Source organism: Halomonas sp. 5021 (assembly GCF_036663435.1).
Classification (GTDB): Bacteria; Pseudomonadota; Gammaproteobacteria; order Pseudomonadales; family Halomonadaceae; genus Vreelandella; species Vreelandella janggokensis.
In genome coordinates, this window is the sequence record NZ_JAXOVU010000004.1 from 240,228 (window position 1) to 259,072 (window position 18,845).

16 protein-coding genes and 2 tRNA genes are annotated in these 18,845 nt (G+C 57.9%); 15 read left to right on the forward strand and 3 right to left on the reverse strand.

All coding sequences use genetic code 11. The annotated features are described in order from the left end of the window. The first annotated feature begins 4 nt into the window (after positions 1-4). From ftsH to R3F64_RS09800, 15 genes are all read left to right on the forward strand, one after another. Positions 5-2,005 (forward strand): ATP-dependent zinc metalloprotease FtsH, encoded by a 2,001-nt coding sequence (gene ftsH / locus R3F64_RS09730; protein ID WP_085920156.1) that lies wholly within the window; start codon positions 5-7, stop codon positions 2,003-2,005. Between the two features lie 108 nt (positions 2,006-2,113). Further along, positions 2,114-3,031, forward strand: coding sequence for a dihydropteroate synthase (gene folP, locus R3F64_RS09735; RefSeq protein WP_085920181.1), 918 nt, complete (start codon positions 2,114-2,116; stop codon positions 3,029-3,031). Next, on the forward strand, positions 3,028-4,377 hold the full coding sequence (gene glmM, locus R3F64_RS09740; RefSeq protein WP_085920157.1) for a phosphoglucosamine mutase: 1,350 nt from the start codon (positions 3,028-3,030) through the stop codon (positions 4,375-4,377). The genes folP and glmM overlap by 4 nt, the downstream gene beginning before the upstream one ends. Before the next feature lie 78 nt (positions 4,378-4,455). Beyond that, the gene (tpiA, locus tag R3F64_RS09745; RefSeq protein WP_085920158.1) at positions 4,456-5,205 is read left to right on the forward strand and encodes a triose-phosphate isomerase; all 750 of its coding nucleotides are present in this window, start codon (positions 4,456-4,458) and stop codon (positions 5,203-5,205) included. A 4-nt stretch (positions 5,206-5,209) separates the two neighbouring features. Continuing rightward, complete coding sequence (gene secG, locus R3F64_RS09750) at positions 5,210-5,569, forward strand: preprotein translocase subunit SecG (RefSeq protein WP_066316119.1); 360 nt, start codon at positions 5,210-5,212, stop codon at positions 5,567-5,569. A 34-nt stretch (positions 5,570-5,603) separates the two neighbouring features. Beyond that, positions 5,604-5,690 (forward strand) — tRNA-Leu (locus R3F64_RS09755). Positions 5,691-5,811: 121 nt separating this feature from the next. Further along, a tRNA-Met gene (locus R3F64_RS09760) sits at positions 5,812-5,888 on the forward strand. A 290-nt stretch (positions 5,889-6,178) separates the two neighbouring features. Continuing rightward, the gene (gene rimP, locus R3F64_RS09765) at positions 6,179-6,640 is read left to right on the forward strand and encodes a ribosome maturation factor RimP (RefSeq protein WP_332611158.1); all 462 of its coding nucleotides are present in this window, start codon (positions 6,179-6,181) and stop codon (positions 6,638-6,640) included. Positions 6,641-6,712: 72 nt separating this feature from the next. Beyond that, positions 6,713-8,227, forward strand: coding sequence for a transcription termination factor NusA (nusA, locus tag R3F64_RS09770; RefSeq protein WP_085920159.1), 1,515 nt, complete (start codon positions 6,713-6,715; stop codon positions 8,225-8,227). A gap of 27 nt (positions 8,228-8,254) precedes the next feature. Further along, a complete protein-coding gene (gene infB / locus R3F64_RS09775) occupies positions 8,255-10,810 on the forward strand; it encodes a translation initiation factor IF-2 (RefSeq protein ID WP_085920160.1) in 2,556 nt (851 codons plus the stop codon). 15 nt (positions 10,811-10,825) lie between these two features. Beyond that, positions 10,826-11,239, forward strand: a complete 414-nt coding sequence (gene rbfA / locus R3F64_RS09780) for a 30S ribosome-binding factor RbfA (RefSeq protein WP_085920161.1) — start codon at positions 10,826-10,828, stop codon at positions 11,237-11,239. Next, a complete protein-coding gene (gene truB / locus R3F64_RS09785; RefSeq protein WP_332611161.1) occupies positions 11,239-12,162 on the forward strand; it encodes a tRNA pseudouridine(55) synthase TruB in 924 nt (307 codons plus the stop codon). Before rbfA ends, truB begins: the two co-directional genes overlap by 1 nt. Before the next feature lie 120 nt (positions 12,163-12,282). Beyond that, entirely contained in the window at positions 12,283-12,552 is a 270-nt protein-coding gene (gene rpsO, locus R3F64_RS09790; protein WP_066316110.1) for a 30S ribosomal protein S15, read from the forward strand. Positions 12,553-12,691: 139 nt separating this feature from the next. Beyond that, a complete protein-coding gene (pnp, locus tag R3F64_RS09795) occupies positions 12,692-14,854 on the forward strand; it encodes a polyribonucleotide nucleotidyltransferase (protein WP_085920163.1) in 2,163 nt (720 codons plus the stop codon). An 85-nt stretch (positions 14,855-14,939) separates the two neighbouring features. Beyond that, positions 14,940-16,109 carry an MFS transporter gene (locus R3F64_RS09800; protein ID WP_332611163.1) on the forward strand — a complete coding sequence of 390 codons (1,170 nt, stop codon included), beginning with the start codon at positions 14,940-14,942 and terminating at the stop codon, positions 16,107-16,109. A gap of 71 nt (positions 16,110-16,180) precedes the next feature. On the opposite strand, the gene R3F64_RS09805 is transcribed toward R3F64_RS09800, so the two are convergent. The 3 genes from R3F64_RS09805 to panC all read right to left on the reverse strand — a co-directional run bounded on the left by R3F64_RS09805 (position 16,181) and on the right by panC (position 18,813). After that, positions 16,181-17,359 carry an acetyl-CoA C-acetyltransferase gene (locus R3F64_RS09805; RefSeq protein WP_085920165.1) on the reverse strand — a complete coding sequence of 393 codons (1,179 nt, stop codon included), beginning with the start codon at positions 17,357-17,359 and terminating at the stop codon, positions 16,181-16,183. Between the two features lie 185 nt (positions 17,360-17,544). After that, on the reverse strand, positions 17,545-17,925 hold the full coding sequence (gene panD / locus R3F64_RS09810; protein WP_027337660.1) for an aspartate 1-decarboxylase: 381 nt from the start codon (positions 17,923-17,925) through the stop codon (positions 17,545-17,547). 21 nt (positions 17,926-17,946) lie between these two features. Further along, positions 17,947-18,813 (reverse strand): pantoate--beta-alanine ligase, encoded by an 867-nt coding sequence (panC, locus tag R3F64_RS09815; RefSeq protein ID WP_085920183.1) that lies wholly within the window; start codon positions 18,811-18,813, stop codon positions 17,947-17,949. Positions 18,814-18,845: the final 32 nt, after the last annotated feature.

Genomic DNA, 18,845 nt, shown 5'->3' on the forward strand with positions numbered 1-18,845 from the left:
CCCCTTGAACGATATGGCAAAGAACCTGATTCTGTGGTTGGTCATCGCGGCCGTTCTACTGACAGTGTTCAATAATTTCAGTACCGAGAGCGCACCCCAGACAATGAACTATACCCAGTTCGTTGAGCAGGTGCAGGACCAGGAAGTACGCAGCGTCACTATTGATGGCTATACCATCTCCGGTGAGCGGACCGATGGTTCACAGTTTCAGACAATTCGTCCTGCGGCAGAAGATCCCAAGCTGATGGATGATCTGCTGAGCAACGACGTGACGGTTATCGGTAAAGAGCCGGAGCAACAAAGTATCTGGACGCGTCTGCTGATCGCCAGCTTCCCGATTCTGCTGATCCTGGCCATTTTCATGTTTTTCATGCGCCAGATGCAGGGCGGTGCCGGGGGAGGTAAAGGCGGCCCGATGAGCTTTGGCAAGTCCAAAGCCAAGCTGCTCTCTCATGATCAGGTCAAGACGACGTTCTCGGACGTTGCCGGTTGCGATGAAGCCAAGGAAGAAGTCGAAGAGCTTGTCGACTTTTTGCGCGACCCGACCAAGTTCCAGCGCCTGGGCGGCACAATTCCGCGTGGTGTTCTGATGGTAGGGCCGCCGGGTACCGGTAAAACGCTGCTGGCGAAATCGATTGCCGGCGAAGCCAAGGTGCCGTTCTTCTCTATCTCCGGCTCTGACTTCGTTGAAATGTTTGTCGGTGTCGGCGCGTCCCGTGTACGCGATATGTTCGAGCAGGCCAAGAAGCAGGCGCCGTGCATCATCTTTATTGATGAGATTGATGCGGTAGGCCGCTCGCGTGGTGCTGGCATGGGTGGCGGTAACGACGAGCGTGAGCAGACCCTGAACCAGCTACTGGTTGAGATGGACGGCTTCGAGGCCAATGAAGGCGTCATCGTCATTGCGGCTACTAACCGTCCTGACGTGCTTGACCCCGCACTGCTGCGTCCAGGACGCTTTGATCGTCAGGTAACCGTTGCCTTGCCTGATATCCGTGGTCGTGAGCATATCCTCGGCGTGCACTTGCGCAAGGTGCCGCTGGCTGACGATGTCAAACCGCAGCTGATTGCACGCGGTACACCCGGCTTTTCGGGGGCCGATCTGGCCAACCTGGTCAACGAGGCTGCCCTCTTCGCTGCCCGTCGTAACAAGCGGCTGGTCAGTATGGAAGAGCTCGACCTGGCCAAGGACAAGATCATGATGGGCGCTGAGCGCAAATCCATGGTCATGACCGACAAGGAAAAGCTCAATACGGCTTACCACGAGTCGGGCCACGCAATTATCGGCCTGGTGGCGCCCAGCCACGACCCGGTTTATAAGGTAACGATCATTCCTCGGGGACGGGCATTGGGTGTGACCATGTTCCTCCCTGAAGAGGATCGTTACAGCCTGTCGCGTCAGCAAATTCTGAGTCAGATCTGCTCGCTGTTCGGTGGTCGTATTGCCGAGGAGATGACGCTTGGGCCTAACGGTGTCACCACCGGGGCATCCAACGATATCAAGCGCGCCACTGAGCTTGCCCATAACATGGTCGCCAAGTGGGGGCTGTCGGATGAAATGGGGCCGATCATGTATGACGAGGACGAGTCCCACCAGTTCCTCGGCGGTCCTGGCCAGGGTGGCTCCAAGATGAAGTCGGGTGAAACCACCACACGGCTCGATAAGGAAGTCCGCAAGATTATCGATGATTGCTACGAGGAGGCGCGCCGCATTCTGACCGACAATCGCGATAAACTCGACGCGATGGCGGAAGCGCTGATGAAGTACGAAACCATTGATGCCGACCAGCTAAAAGATATTATGGACGGCCGCGACCCGCGTCCGCCGGAAGGCTGGAATGACGGCGATTCATCCGGTGGTGGGACGCCTGCATCAAGCGATCAGTCCAGCGCGTCCCCCAGCGATACGCGTAATGGTGATGAGGCAAGTGGCGATGGTGATTCAGATGACGAAGAGCCTAGCCGTCGACCCTCTGACCCCCTAGGTGGCCCTGCCGGTCCTTAGGCTCCAAGTCCGGTCATTGAGCTAACATTAAGGCGTCCCCAAACGGGACGCCTTTTTGTTATGCTGTGCACCTATAATACCGATATGTTTTTTCGACCAGGCGACAGCATGACTTCTACGGCACGTCCCACCCCGTCGGCTCCGCAGGCGCAGCTTTCAGCGCAATTGCGTTGTGGCCGGCATTTACTTGACCTTTCCTTTCCTCGCGTCATGGGCGTTTTGAACGTCACGCCGGATTCGTTCTCTGACGGTGGCCAGCACGTGGCATTGGACGATGCGTTACGCCGCGCCGAGCAAATGCTGGCGGAAGGCGCCGCCATGATTGATGTGGGGGGTGAATCGACTCGCCCTGGTGCCTCCCCCGTCGGCGAGCAGCAGGAGCTTGATCGTGTTGCGCCGGTCGTGGAAGCACTGGTACGCGAGCTGGATGCGCTTGTTTCGGTGGACACCAGTTGCCCTGCCGTGATGCACGAGGCGAGCACGCTGGGGGCCGGCATGATCAATGACGTGCGGGCACTTGAGCGGGATGGGGCCTTGGCAGCCGCCACGGGCAGCGGATTGCCGGTGTGCTTGATGCACCGTCAGGGTGAGCCGCAGGATATGCAGCAGGCACCTGCCTATACTCAACCCATCGAAGAAGTGGTGGTCGACTATCTGGCGGCCCGAGTTGCCGAGTGCGAAGCCGCAGGGCTGCGCCGTCATCGTCTGCTCGTGGATCCGGGCTTTGGCTTTGGCAAGACGGTTGAGCACAATTTGCGCTTGCTGAATCGCATGGATGCCCTTCGATCATTAGGTCTGCCGGTGCTCGTCGGCATGTCGCGCAAGAGCATGATCGGTAAAGTGTTGGGTCGACCCATAGACGAACGGTTGCCAGGCGGGCTTGCGTTGGCGGCCATGGCGGTTGAACGCGGGGCGAGTATCGTTCGCGTCCATGATGTGGGGCCGACGGTCGACGCCATCAATATGGCGTGGGCTGTGTGTCAGGAAGGCTGTGAGGCCGCTACCAAGAAGGAGAATAACGCATGACAAGACGCTATTTTGGCACGGACGGTATTCGCGGAACGGTCGGCCAGTCACCCATTACCGCCGATTTTATGCTCAAGCTGGGCTGGGCCGCGGGGCAGGTCTTACGCCGGGAGAAAGGTCGCACCCGGGTGTTGATCGGCAAGGATACCCGTATCTCTGGTTACATGTTCGAGTCTGCGCTTGAATCGGGGCTGTCTGCAGCGGGCGCCGATGTGGCGCTGCTGGGGCCAATGCCTACCCCCGGTATTGCCTATTTGACGCGCACCTTTCGGGCCGATGCCGGGATCGTGATTTCAGCCTCCCACAATCCATTCGACGATAACGGCATCAAGTTTTTTTCGGCGGAGGGTAAGAAACTTCCGGACGCTATTGAAGACCAAATCGAGACCATGCTGGATGCGCCGTTAACCACCGCAGGGGCCGCCCAACTGGGCAAAGCCATGCGGATTGATGATGCGGCCGGTCGCTATATCGAGTTTTGCAAATCGACCCTGCCGGATCGCCTCAGCCTGCATGGCTTGACCATTGTGCTCGACTGCGCTCATGGTGCCACTTATCACATCGCGCCGAGTGTGTTTCGTGAACTGGGGGCCGAGGTCAGCATCATTGGCGGGACGCCAGATGGTTTGAATATCAACCAGAACGTGGGCTCGACGCACCCGGCAGCGTTGCGCGCGGCGGTTATCCAGCAAGGCGCCGACCTGGGGATCGCCTTTGACGGCGACGGCGATCGTGTATTACTCGTCGATTCCGATGGTCGTGAAGTCGACGGCGACGATATTCTTTATCTGATTGCCCGGGATCGTCACGAGCGTGGTTTGCTGGATGGCGGTGTGGTAGGGACGCTCATGAGTAACTTGGGGCTGGCGATGGCGCTGGAAAAAATGGGTATTCCGTTTGAGCGCGCCAAGGTCGGTGACCGTTTCGTGATGGAGCGTATGGCGGCCAATCAGTGGGAGTTGGGTGGCGAATCGTCGGGCCATATCTTGTGCAGCCATGTCCAGACCACCGGAGACGGCATCGTGTCAGCGTTGCAGGTGTTGGCGCTGATGATGCGTGAGCAGCAACCGCTCCCCGCCTTGTTAAGAGGGTTGGAAAAAGTCCCGCAGGCGCTGGTGAACGTCAGGTTGCCTGCAGGGACAAATGCCAAGGACGTGATGGCCTCGGAGCCGCTTCAGAAGGCAGTGTCCGCTCTCGAAAAGGAGTTGGGTGATGAAGGTCGTGTATTGCTCAGGGCCTCGGGCACTGAGCCGTTAATTCGTGTCATGGTGGAGGGGCGCGCGCATCTGGATGTCGATAAGTTGGCCAATCGTTTGGCTGAACAGGTGCAAGCGCTGCTTAAATAGCCTCTGCTGACAACAGCGGTTGTCTTGACAAGTCCGCTCCTATACCATTTCGCTCCACCTTGAGTGTGAGGAGATTCCATGCGTAGGCCATTAATTGCCGGTAACTGGAAAATGAACGGTTCGACGGCTCTGGTGAAAGCGTTTGGCGATGCTTTTGCGGCCGCCAAGTTGCCTGCTGGCGTTGATGTGGTCGTGATTCCGCCTTTTCCTTATCTGGAGATGGCGCGGCAGGCCTTCAAAAAGACGTCGCTAAAACTGGGTGCGCAGACGCTCAATCCTCAGTCCTCAGGCGCTCATACCGGCGAAGTCAGTGGCAGTATGCTTCAGGAGTTTGATGTCGCCTACGTACTGGCTGGCCATTCAGAGCGGCGTCAGCTTTATCAGGAAAATGACGAGCAGGTATTTGATCGTCTGATGGCAGCCCTGGCGTCAGGACTTACCCCGATTCTCTGTGTCGGGGAAACCCTGGAAGAGCGCGATGCGGATCGCACCATGGATGTCGTGCTGCGCCAGGTCGGGTACGTAATGTCTCGCCTGGAGCCCGCTCAGCGTTCTGAGGTGGTCATCGCCTATGAGCCGGTTTGGGCGATTGGCACAGGACGAACAGCAACGCCTGAACAAGCTCAAGAGGTAATGGCCGGTATTCGGTCTTACCAGGCGTCCTTCGACGCGGTGCTTGCCGAACAGCTCAAGCTGTTGTACGGCGGCAGCATGAATGCAAGCAATGCGGCTGAGCTGCTTGCTCAGCCGGACATCGACGGCGGTTTGGTGGGCGGTGCTTCGCTCAAAACCGACGAATTTTACGCCATTTGTCAGTCAGCAGGATAACGCCATGCAAGTTGCAATTCTAATGGTCCACGTGGTGATTGCGATCGCCCTGGTTGTGCTCATCCTGCTTCAGCAGGGTAAAGGTGCCGAAGCAGGTGCCGCCTTTGGTGGCGGTGCGTCGCAAACGGTATTTGGTTCACGCGGCAGCGGTAATTTTCTGTCTCGTTTCACGGCCATCCTTGCCGCAGGCTTTTTCGTCACATCGATGGCGCTGGCTTACTTTGCCACTCAGGCAGGGCAGGCACCGGAAGCAGGTATTCCTGATGCCAACCTGATCGAGCAACAGCAAAGTGCACCAATGCTTGACGAAGGTGACGAAAGTGCGGATAATGCCGCGCCAGTGCTAGAGGAAAGTAGCGAGTAACTGATTGATGTTGCTTCCTTGAGCCTCCCCTGATGCCGAAGTGGTGGAATTGGTAGACACGCTATCTTGAGGGGGTAGTGACCTTACGGTCGTGCGGGTTCAAGTCCCGCCTTCGGCACCATCTGTTGCGCTGGTTCTCCAGCTCCCCAGACGTAATAAACGCTACTTGGTTGGAGCGTGTAAGGGTAAAAGACAGCTTGACGAAATAAGCTTGAGCGTCTATTATCTGCGACCTAGATTGATGCGGGGTGGAGCAGTCTGGTAGCTCGTCGGGCTCATAACCCGAAGGTCATCGGTTCAAATCCGGTCCCCGCTACCACTTTCTGGCGATAAGCAAACATGTGCGAGCGTTTCATGTCATAAGAGGCGGCGCCATCGTTAAGGGCTTTCCCAATGCTTACCGTCATGTTGGTGTAACAGGTTTCTTTCAAAAAGCCCCTTCCTGTGAAGGGGCTTTTTGTTAGCAGCTTTTCGTTAACAAGCGTGTCTCAAGGGCGGATGCCCATCGGCTTGCCGGAGGCACATTTCCGGGTAACGCCAATCAGCCACCTAGCTTTTCATATGTCTCCTGGCCAGGTGCCTGATGCAACGGCTATAGGAGCAATGTCTGTGGCCACAAAACATGCGGCGCTGCACGCGCTGATAGAACCTGTTGTTGCTGCCATGGGCTTTGAACTATGGGGCATCGACCATCTTTCGCAGGGTAAGCATTCGCGGTTGGTGATTTATATCGAACGCGAAAGCGGCGTCAATGTTGAAGACTGCGCCGATATCAGTCGTCAAGTCAGTGCGATATTAGACGTCGAAGATCCTATTCCGGGGGAGTATCGGCTCGAAGTGTCTTCGCCGGGCATGGCACGCCCGCTGTATACCCTGGATCATTTTTCCCGTTTTCAAGGTCATCATGTCGCATTAAAACTGCGCGCCCCTTTTGACGGGCGTCGCAAGTTCCAAGGATTGCTGGCAGGTGTCGAGGGCGACGAAATACTGCTGCAGATGGATGGCGAAGAGTATTGTTTTCCCATAGAAGACATTGATTCTGCGCACATTGTACCGCAGTTTGACGATTAACCAGGTGGCGTGGTGGCCGGCAGGCAGCTGGCACGATGCACATAAGGACAGGTTTTCTGGCGAGGCAAACGCATGAGTAAAGAAATATTAATGGTCGTTGACGCGATCTCTAACGAAAAAGGTGTTCCCCGCGACGTTATTTTTGAAGCGGTGGAATCTGCTCTTGCGAGCGCGTCACGCAAGCGTTTTGACAATGAAGAAGCCAGCGTGCGGGTGCACATTGACCGCCGTACGGGGGATTACGAGACGTTTCGCTACTGGACGGTGGTCGAGGACGACGAATTCGAAACGCCAGACTACGAAATTAAGCAGACCATCGCTGAACAGCGCGATCCGCCGCTGAAGCTGGGCGATGTCGTCGAGCAGAAAATCGAAAACGCCGTGTTTGGTCGTATTGCGGCACAAACGGCCAAGCAAGTCATCGTGCAAAAAGTGCGCGAAGCCGAGCGTGCCGAGGTCGTACGTCAATACACCGACCGTGAAGGGGAGTTGGTCGCCGGTATTGTCAAAAAGACCACGCGCGACGGCTTGATCATTGACCTGGGTGACAATGCAGAAGCGTTTCTGCCGCGCAACGAAATGATCCACGGTGAGCGCTACCGCATGAACGAGCGTGTGCGCGCGCTGCTGGTCAAGGTGGATCCAGACGCCCGCGGTGCCCAGCTACAGCTATCGCGCACCTGCCCCGAGTTGATTATCGAGCTGTTCAAGATTGAAGTGCCGGAAATCGCCGAGCAGCTAATCGAGATCAAAGGGGCGGCAAGGGATCCCGGTTCACGCGCCAAGATTGCCGTGAAGACCAATGACCGTCGTATTGACCCAGTCGGTGCCTGTGTCGGCATGCGTGGCTCTCGCGTTCAAGCAGTATCGACCGAGCTACAAAACGAACGTGTCGATATCGTGCTATGGGATGACAATCCAGCACAGTTGGTGATTAATGCCATGGCACCCGCCGACGTGGCGTCTATCCTTGTTGACGAAGATGCCCATGCGATGGACGTTGCCGTTGCCCAGGACAACCTGGCCCAGGCCATAGGCCGAAGCGGCCAGAATGTGCGTCTGGCTTCTGATCTGACCGGATGGCGCATTAACGTCATGACCGAAGATGAAGCGGAAGCCAAGCGCGACCAGGAAATTGATAGTCTGGTAGATTCTTTCGTCAGCCATCTCCAGGTCGATGAAGATGTTGCCCGCCTGTTAGTGGAAGAAGGGTTCACAACCCTTGAAGAAGTCGCCTATGTGCCGCTTGAAGAGATGCTTGAAATCGAAGAATTCGACGAGGATCTGGTTGAAGAGCTGCGTGCACGAGCGAAAGACGAGCTGCTGACGATGGCCATTGCCTCGGAAGAAGCGTTAGACGGTGCCCAGCCGGCAGACGATCTGCTGGCGATGGACGGCATGGAGCGCCATCTGGCCTTCATTTTTGCCAGCCGCGGCATTGTTACCATGGAAGATCTCGCCGAGCAGTCTGTTGACGATCTGGTCGATATCGAGGAGTTGGACGAAGCGCGCGCAGCGGCACTGATCATGACTGCCCGTGCGCCCTGGTTTGAAGACGATGACGCGTCGGATTCAAACACACAGTAAACAGGTCACGGGCTGAGGAGGGTCAATATGTCAGATATGACAGTTAAAGATTTTGCAGTAAAGGTAGGCCGCGATGTGCCTCGCCTGCTAGAACAGATGAAAGAAGCGGGTTTGCAGCACGCCTCGGAAACCGATGCCGTATCAGAAGAAGATAAGCGCACCTTGCTTAACTTTCTGAAGAAAAGTCACGGCGGCGATGGCGATGAAAGTGATAGCGGCAAGAGCCGTATTACACTGACGCGCAAAACCCGCAGCCGTATCAAGACAGGCGAGCGCGGCAAAACGATTGAAGTTCAGGTGCGCAAGAAGAAGACGTACGTCAAGCGCTCTGAAGAAGAGAATAAGCCGAAAGCGCCTGAGCCCAAGCATGCTGGCCCGCGTCAGTTAGTCGGTGACATGGCGGAAGCTGAGGCTGAAAGCAAGGCACGCGAGGCGCGTGAAGCGGAAGAAAAAGCCGCTGCAGAAAAAGCCAAGGCGGCTGAAGAAGCGGCGCGTAAAGAAGCCGAACAAGCAGCTCAGGTCGAGGCACAGAAAGCATCTGACGCTCAAGTGCCTGAGCTGCAGATCGACGATACCCCGGCACCTGAAGAAATGCCGCCGGCACCGCCGAAAGAAGGCCGCACCGATCGCCGCACAGCACCGCCCAAGAAATCAGCGGCCAAGAAGAAAGGCCGTCGTGATGACGAGGAAGATCGCGGTGATCGCGAAGAGCGCAAGCGCGGCGCTGGTGGCAAGAAAGCCAAGCGTGCCGAACGCCGCGGTGGTCGTCGTGGTGGTAGTTCAAGCGGTGGTAACGGCAAGCATGGCTTCCAGAAGCCGACCCAGCCGATCGTGCGCGAGGTCTCGATCCCCGAGTCCATCAGCGTGGCGGATCTGGCCGACAAGATGTCGATCAAGGCCAATGAAGTCATCAAGGCGATGTTCAACATGGGCGCGGCGGTCACCATCAACCAGACCATCGATCAGGATACGGCGGCCATCGTCGTCGAGGAGATGGGTCACAAGGTCAAGCTGGTGAAGGACGACGCGCTGGAAACGGAAATGCTCGAAGGCATCTCCTATGAAGGCGACGAGATCACCCGTTCCCCGGTCGTGACCGTGATGGGCCACGTTGACCATGGTAAGACGTCGCTTCTCGATTATATCCGTAAGGCCAAGGTGGCGACCGGCGAAGCGGGTGGTATTACCCAGCATATCGGTGCCTACCATGTGGAAGACGAACATGGCGGCGTTACCTTCCTGGATACGCCAGGCCACGCGGCGTTCACCGCCATGCGTGCCCGCGGCGCCCAGGCGACCGACGTTGTCATTCTGGTCGTGGCGGCGGATGACGGTGTGATGCCCCAGACGGTTGAGGCGATCGAGCACTCCAAAGCGGCGGGTGTGCCGATGGTAGTGGCGGTCAACAAGATCGACAAAGAGGGTGCTGACTTCGACCGCATTCGTAACGAGCTATCGCAGCACGGCGTGATCTCGGAAGAGTGGGGCGGCGATACCCAGTTCGTCCACGTGTCTGCCAAGAGCGGTGATGGCATTGAGGAGCTGCTGGAAGCGATCCAGCTGGTCTCTGAAGTGCTCGAGCTTAAAGCCGTGCCTGAAGCACCGGGTAAAGGTGTCGTGGTTGAGTCGCGCCTGGATAAAGGCCGTGGCCCCGTGGCGACCGTGCTGGTTCAGAACGGTACGCTCAAGAAAGGCGATATCGTCCTGGCCGGGCTGCACTACGGTCGCGTGCGGGCGCTAACCAACGAACTTGCCAAGCAAGTGGACGAGGTGGGCCCGGCCATGCCGGTCGAGATCCAGGGCCTGGACGGTACGCCGGACGCCGGTGACGACTTCATGGTGGTGGCCGACGAGAAGAAAGCCCGCGAAGTGGCCAACTTCCGTCAAGGCAAGTACCGCGAAGTACGCCTGGCGCGTCAGCAAAAGGCCAAACTGGAGAACATGTTCAGCCAGATGGGCCAAGACGAAGTGGCCAAGGTCAACATCGTCTTGAAAGTCGACGTCCAGGGCTCGCTGGAAGCCATCAAGGGCGCGTTGGAAGAGCTCTCCACCGACGAAGTCGAAGTGGCGGTTGTGTCCTCGGGTGTGGGCGGTATCACCGGTACCGATGCCAACCTGGCGCTCGCCTCCGAAGCCATCGTGGTCGGCTTTAACGTGCGTGCCGATGCTGCCGCCCGCGAAATCATCGAACGTGAAGGCCTGGATCTGCGCTACTACAGCGTCATCTACCAGCTGATCGACGAGGTCAAGCAGGCGATGAGCGGTATGCTTGCGCCGGAGTGGAAAGAAGAAATCGTCGGTATTGCCGAAGTACGCGATGTCTTCCGCGCGCCGAAGATCGGCGCGATCGCCGGCTGTATGGTGGTCGAAGGCACCGTGCACCGGAACAAGAAGATTCGCGTGCTGCGTGATGACGTGGTGATCTACGAAGGCGAGCTCGAATCGCTGCGCCGCTATAAGGACGACGTTCAGGAAGTACGTAGCGGCGTCGAGTGTGGCATCGGCGTGAAGAACTACAACGATGTTCAGGTCGGCGACAAGATCGAAGTCTTTGACCAAGTGAAGGTCGAGCGCAGCCTGTAGGGCTGAGGAGCAAGCATGCGCGAATTCAAGCGTACCGACCGGGTAGCCGACCAGCTCCAGAAGGAGCTGGCGGTGCTGATCCAGCGCGAAGTGAAAGACCCACGCCTCGGCATGGTCACGGTCAGCGGTGTCACCGTGAGCCGCGACCTGGGTTATGCTGATATCTACGTCACCCTGTTGGGTGAGCAGGATCCCGAGCGTATCAAGGAAAACCTGAAGGTGCTGAAACGGGCGGCAGGTTTCTTGAGAAGCCAGATTGCCAAGCGCATTAAACTGCGCCACGTTCCCGAATTGCGCTTTCATTTCGATGAAAGCGTGGTGCGTGGCCAACAGCTGTCGTCACTGATTGACGAAGCGGTTTCAACCGACCGTGCCCGTCAGGAACAGGATGATGAAGGCGCGGATGAGCCAGGCGGGGAGACGCGTTAATGGCGCGTCGCCGCCGGGGGTTGCCGGTGAATGGTATTGTTCTGCTGGATAAACCGAAAGGGCTTTCCAGCAACCATGCCTTGCAGCGGGTGCGTCGTCTTTTCGAGGCACAAAAAGCGGGCCACACCGGCACGCTGGATCCGATGGCCACCGGCTTGCTGCCCATCTGCCTGGGTGAGGCCACCAAGTTTTCATCGCACCTGCTGGAAGCCGACAAGGTGTATCGCACCCGGGTAGAACTGGGGACGATAACCGACACGGGGGATGCAGAAGGCGCGGTCATTGAGCAACATGATGTGCCAAGCCTGACGGTCAACGATATTGAGTCGGTATTATCCGGCTTTCGCGGTGAGATCGACCAGGTGCCGCCGATGTACTCGGCGCTGAAGCACGAAGGTAAAAAACTCTACGAGCTGGCCCGCGAAGGGAAGCAGGTTGAGCGTGCAGCGCGGCGGGTAAGCGTGTATGATGCCCGCCTGCTGTCATTTGAAGGCACGGCCTTCGAACTGGAAGTCAGCTGCAGCAAAGGGACCTACATCCGTACCCTGGCTGAAGACATTGGCAAGGCACTGGGCTGTGGCGGCCACATCAGTCAGTTGAGAAGGCTCAAGACCGGCCCTTTCAACGGCGATGCCATGTGGACGCTGGAAGCGCTTGAGGCGTTAGCCGATCAAGCGGCCCGCGAAGCCGAGCTGATGCCGGTTGACGTGCTGGTGGATCATTTGCCGTCGCTTACATTGGACGAACCGGCTTATGGGCGCTTGGCTCACGGCCAGTCGGCCAATGTGGTGTCTGGTAAATCACTGCCACCCGAGGCGCTGGCAAGACTTTATTACGCGGAGGCGTTTATTGGTCTTGGCGTTGTAAAAGAGGGCCAGGAAGTGGCACCCAAGCGGCTGTTAAGTACGGTCGCTATCTCGTAAAGCGTTGCATCAATGCGGCGATTTGCGCGAAAATTGTAGACCTAGAGTAGTAGATTGAGACTGCAAATATGCGTGGTCTCACCCATTCATTGTTAGGCATATTGCTTACTGGAGAGACAGATGGCATTAACCGCTGAAAAGAAGGCCGAAATCGTCAACGAATACGGCCGCGGCGAGAACGACACCGGATCACCTGAAGTGCAGGTTGCACTGCTGAGCGCCAACATCAACGGCCTGCAGGATCACTTCAAAACCAACAAGCAGGATCACCACTCGCGTCGTGGTCTGATCCGCATGGTAAACCAGCGTCGTAAGCTGCTGGATTACCTGAAGCGTAAAGATTTCGAGCGCTATCAGTCTCTGATTCAGAGCTTGGGCATCCGCCGCTAAGTTATTGTTGGCGAAGGTCGAGAAACGGGCAGCTCCTCAGGGGCTGCCCGTTTTCTTGTTTGTGGTAGCCCTATTGCGCGGCAACGCCTAGAATGGTGGCGAGTCCAAACGACCCAAACGAAAAGACAAGTAGCTATTAATGTTAAAGGAAGTCGCCGTGAATCCGGTAAAAAAAACGTTCCAATACGGTCGTAGCACCGTCACGCTAGAAACTGGGCGCATTGCTCGTCAGGCCACCGGCGCCGTTATGGTCACCATGGATGACACCGTGGTGCTGTGTACGGTAGTGGCAAAGAAAGAAGCAAATCCCAACCAGCCCTTCTTCCCTCTTTCGGTTCATTACCAGGAGAAAACCTACGCGGTAGGCAAGATTCCTGGCGGCTTTTTCAAACGCGAAGGTCGTCCCACCGAAAAAGAGACGCTCACCTCGCGTTTGATCGACCGCCCTATCCGTCCGCTGTTCCCCAAGGGGTTCATGAACGAAGTGCAGGTGATCTGTACCGTTCTCTCCACCGATCGCAATCACGATCCGGATATCGCGGCAATGATCGGTACCTCAGCGGCGCTGTCGATTTCAGGTGTGCCGTTTAGCGGCCCGATTGGCTGTGCCCGGGTCGGCTTTAACGAAGAGCAGGGCTACTTCCTGAATCCCACCGTTGAAGAGCTTGCCAGCTCGGAACTGGATATGGTCGTCGCCGGTACTGAAAAAGCCGTGCTGATGGTCGAGTCTGAAGCCAAAGAGCTGCTTGAAGACGAAATGCTGGGTGCCGTGCTGTTCGGTCATCAGGAAATGCAGGTTGCTATCAGTGCGATCAATGAACTGGTTGCAGAGGCCGGTAAGCCGCGCTGGGATTGGCAGCCGCCCGAAGAGAACATGGCGCTGAAAGCGGCCATGGCCGACGCCTTCGAAGCCAAGGTCGGCGAGGCCTATCGAATTACCGATAAAATGGCGCGTCAGGATGCCCTTTCGGCCTTGAAAGACGAAGCAGTCGACCAGCTTGCTGCTGCCGAAGGCGAAGAGACAGAAGGCAAGTTCAGCAAGGACGACGTCAAAGGCGCCTTCGCGGGTCTTGAAAAGCGTGTCGTACGCTCTCGTGTTGTCAAGGGCGAGCCGCGTATTGACGGCCGTGACAATACCACGGTACGTCCGTTGGACATCGAGGTCGGTACGCTGCCCAAGACCCATGGTTCCGCTGTGTTTACTCGTGGTGAGACCCAGGCGATAGCCATTGCGACCCTGGGCACACTGCGCGATTCGCAGCTCATTGAGTCGTTGGAAGGCGAGCGTAAAGACCGCTTTATGCTGCACTATAATTTCCCTCCCTACAGCGTCGGTGAAGCGGGCTTTTTCGGTGGACCGAAGCGCCGTGAAATCGGCCATGGTCGCCTCGCTCGCCGGGGTGTACAGGCCATGCTGCCGGCTGAAGATGCGTTTCCCTATACCATTCGTGTGGTGTCGGAAATTACCGAGTCCAACGGCTCAAGCTCGATGGCCTCAGTCTGCGGCTCGTCGCTGGCCCTGATGGACGCCGGTGTACCGCTCAAGGCGCCGGTGGCCGGTATTGCCATGGGTCTGGTGAAAGACGAAGACGGTTTTGCGGTATTGACCGATATCCTGGGTGACGAAGATCATCTTGGTGATATGGACTTCAAGGTGGCTGGTTCTGAAGAGGGCGTGACCGCCCTGCAGATGGACATCAAGATCGAAGGTATCAACGAAGAGATCATGGAAACGGCCCTGCAGCAGGCTTTGAAAGCACGCCTGGGTATTCTTGAGCAGATGAATGCCGTGATCGCCCAGAGCCGTGCCGAAGTGTCTGAGAATGCTCCATCCATGGCGACGATCAAAATCGCGCCGGACAAGATCCGCGATGTGATCGGCAAGGGCGGCGCCACGATCCGCAAGATCTGCGAAGATACCGGCGCATCGGTCGATCTGGACGATGACGGCACCGTGCGTATCTACGCGGAAGATAAAGCCGCCGCGAAAAAAGCCATTGATACCGTGTTGGCCATTACGGCAGAAGCGGAAATCGGCAAGCTGTACATGGGTAAAGTGGTACGTATCGCCGACTTCGGGGCTTTCGTGAATATCATGCCAGGTACCGATGGTCTCGTGCATATTTCGCAAATTGTTCAGGAGCGGGTTAACAACGTCCGCGATTTCCTGAACGAAGGCGACGATGTGCTCGTTAAAGTCCTCGATATTGATAACCGCAACCGGGTGAAGCTCTCGATCAAGGAGATCACCGAAGAAGAGAAGGCGGCCTTCGAAGCCGACGACGCGGAAATCGCTGATTAATCCAGCGGCAGCGCCGACATCACCGCCCTCGCAGCGTCTCGTTGCGGGGGCGGTAGTGTTTGGGGGCTTAGGAAAGGAGCATGCGATGGAACAGCAAATGGCGCCGCGTTGGTGGGCAGTGGTCGCCGTCATGATGGGGATTTTCCTGTTGGTGACTGCCGAGCAGTTACCGATTGGTCTGCTGCCGCAGGTGGCGTTTTCTATGGACGTTACCCCGGGCATGGCCGGCTTGATGGTGACAGTGCCTGGGGTCGTGGCGGCCTTTTCAGCGCCGCTTCTGCCGGTCGCGGTGGGGCGTCTTGATCGCCGTATCATGTTGACATCACTGATGGGCGTTATGGTGGTCGGTAGCCTGCTGACGTCAATGGCCAGCAGCTTCGTATTGCTATTGGCCTCTCGGGTGCTGGTAGGGCTCAGTATTGGCGGTTTCTGGGCGGTGGCAGGGAGTATTGCCCCGCGTCTGGTGCCCGAGGCCCAGGTTTCCAAAGCGATGACGGTGATCTTTGGTGGTGTCGCGGCGGCGTCGGTCCTTGGGGTCCCGCTAGGAACCCTGTTGGGCGAGTTCAGTAGCTGGCGGGTTGCCTTTGGGGCGCTGGGCGGGTTAAGCCTGTTAACAGCGATGGCGCTGTGGTATTGGCTGCCGCCATTGCCACCCAGCGAGCCGGTTCGTCTGAGGATACTGGCGCAACAGTTCAAGAACCGTGGGATCAGGGTGGCCGTGCTGACCACCGGCTTGGTGGTGGTGGGGCACTTTGCGGCCTATACCTTTATCAGTCCCGTCCTACAGGACATCAGCGGTATTGCCCAGCGCCACGTAGGCAGCCTACTGCTGCTATACGGGGCGGCAGGCATCCTCGGCAACATAGCGGCAGGCATGTTCGCCGGGCGCCATCCTTACCGAGCGGTGCTGGCGATTCCCAGTCTGCTGCTCCTTGTCGTGGCCAGCTTCCCGGTGCTGGGTGTGCAGCCAAGCAGTGGTGTGATGCTGCTCATGGTATGGGGTGCGGTATTCGGCAGCGTCTCGGTGAGCATTCAAACCTGGATTTTGCGGACGGCGCCCAACACCGAAGCGGCTACCGCACTGATGGCCTTCACCTTTAATTTGTCCATTGGCTTTGGCGCCATGGTGGGCGGCCGCATTGTCGATGGCACCAGTCTGCCGGTCGCCATGTGGGCTGCCTCGGGATTGTTTTTACTGGGCACGCTGCTGGTATGGCTAACGCCGTCGCGGGTTGTGGGAGTGAAGCATCGCTGAGGCAAAAAAATGCCCCCGCTGATGCGGGGGCATGAGAGGCGATACGTCTTCGCTTCGGCAATTCTCGCTAGCTAGCTTCGCTCAATTGCCAGCGCAACCCCCTGACCGCCGCCGATACACAGCGTCGCCAAGCCTTTTTTCGAGTCGCGGGCGATCATCTCGTGGAGCAGCGTCACGAAAACGCGGCAGCCGGAGGCGCCGATGGGGTGGCCCAGGGCAATTGCACCGCCATTGACGTTGACCTTGTTGGTGTCCCAACCGAGTTCCTTGTTGACCGAAAGTGCCTGGGCAGCAAAGGCTTCGTTGGCTTCCACCAGATCCAGGTCGTCGAGGCTCCAACCGGCTTTCTCCAGACAGCGGCGGGTGGCCGGTGCCGGGCCGATACCCATGATTGCCGGGTCGACACCGGCATTGGCGTAACCGGCGATCCGGGCGAGCGGCTCCAGGCCGAGCTGCTTGGCTTTTTCCGCCGAGCAGATCATCACCACCGCTGCGCCGTCGTTGAGTGCCGAGGCGTTGCCTGCTGTCACGGTGCCGTCTTTCTTGAACGCGGGGCGCATGCCGCCCAGTTTCTCGGCGGTGACTTCGCGTGGGTTTTCGTCGGTATCAAACACCATCGGGTCGCCTTTGCGCTGGGGAACTTCCACCGGCACGATCTGGCTTTTGAACCTGCCCTCTTTAATGGCGGCCGCGGCTTTCTGCTGCGACGCGGCGGCGAATTCATCCATGGCTTCACGGGTAATGCCGTACTTCTCGGCCAGGTTTTCGGCGGTGATGCCCATATGGTAGTTGTTGAAGGCATCCCACAGGCCGTCATGCACCATGGAGTCAATCGCTTTCCAGTCACCCATGCGCTGTCCGTTGCGCGAGTTGGGCAGCACGTGGGGAGACGCCGACATGTTCTCCTGCCCACCGGCCAGAATCAGCTCGGCATCACCGCAGCGAATGGCCTGAGTGGCGAGGTGCAGGGCTTTAAGGCCCGAACCGCAGACCTTGTTGATGGTCATGGCCGGTACAGCCTCGGGAAGACCGGCCTTGATCGACGCCTGACGGGCAGGGTTTTGGCCCACACCGGCGGTTAGCACTTGACCGAGCAGGACTTCATCGACCTGGTCGGCGGCAACGCCCGTTGATGAAAGAATGTCTTTGATGACGAGTGCGCCCAGGTCACTCGCGGGGATACCGGCGAGAGACCCTCCAAAAGCGCCTACAGCGGTGCGGCGTGCCGCCACAATGACTACTTCTTGCATAACAGACTCCTGGTCTAAGTAACGCCGTTGAAAAAACGCCAGCGTTTGTATTGAGCGTTGTTGTAACCGTTATCGTCTCAGCGAAGGTCTTGTCTCAGCATAGGGGAAGGATGTGGCTGGCGGCAATACGCTTTTTGATCCAAATGAAAACGGGCCAACTTGTGGCCCGTCAATCATCGTTTCTGCTAGGCAAGCTGGACGGGAATCGCATTGCTGGTGTGGCTGACGTGGTTGCCTTCCTGAAGATACACCAGCGCGGGCTGATGGTTATCCAGCTCGGCTTCCGAGTAATGCGCATAGCTGCAGATGATGATGCGATGCCCCGGAGCGGCAAGATGGGCGGCGGCGCCGTTGATCGAGATCAATCGGGAGCCCTCTTCACCGCGGATGGCGTAAGTGGTGAAGCGTTCGCCATTTTCCACGTTATAGATCTGGATCTGTTCGTTCTCGCGGATGCCCGCCATGTCCAGCAGATCGCCGTCGATGGCACAGGAGCCTTCGTAGTTGAGTACCGCGTGGGTCACGCGGGCCATATGCAATTTGGCTTTGAGCATAATCGTGTGCATGGAAACTCCTAGATAACAAAGCTAGCGGCCAGCGTCAGTTGCAGCCGGCAATTGGACGCTGAGGTTGTCGATAAGCCGAGCCGGGCCGAGATGGGCGGCGGCTAGCAGAACGGCGTGGCGTGTCGAGGGGGTTACTGGGCCAAGCATGGTGTCACGCAGCTCCAGGTAGTCCGGCGTAAAACCCGCATCATACAGGGCCGTGTGACCTCCGTGTAGTACTCGTTCGACAGATTCGCCGCCCTCTAATGCATCGCGCAACTTGCAGAGGGTTTGGTAGAGCGCGGGGGCAATCGCCCGCTCCTCCTGGCTCAAATAACCGTTACGAGAGGACAACGCAAGTCCATCCTCAGCGCGCACAATGGGCACGCCGATAATCTCGATGGGCATGTGCAGGTCGCTGGCCAGCTTACGAATCACCGCAAGCTGCTGGTAGTCCTTTTGGCCAAAAAAGGCTACATCGGGCTGCACCAGGTTAAACAGCATGCTGACCACGGTCGAAACGCCGTCAAAGTGCCCAGGCCGGGAGCTGCCACACAGGCCTTCTCCCATCTCGGGCACATGCACACGGGTCTGGGCGGTTAAACCATTAGGGTACAGCGCGCTGATGGTCGGGCTGAACAGCACATCGCAGCCTGCCTCGGTCAGCTGTGCCTGGTCCGCCTCGAAGGTACGGGGGTAGGCGTCCAGGTCTTCGCCGGGGCCAAACTGCATCGGGTTGACGAACAGACTGGCGACCACCACGTCGGCGTTCGCTCGGGCGCGGGCCACCAGGGCCAGGTGCCCGGCATGCAGGTTGCCCATGGTGGGTACCAGGGCAATCCGTTGGCCGCGTAATCGGTGCTCACGCAGCGTATGGCGTAGCTCGGAGATGTCTCGCAAAGTATGCATAGCAGTCTTGTCGTCGTTCACGGGCATTGTGC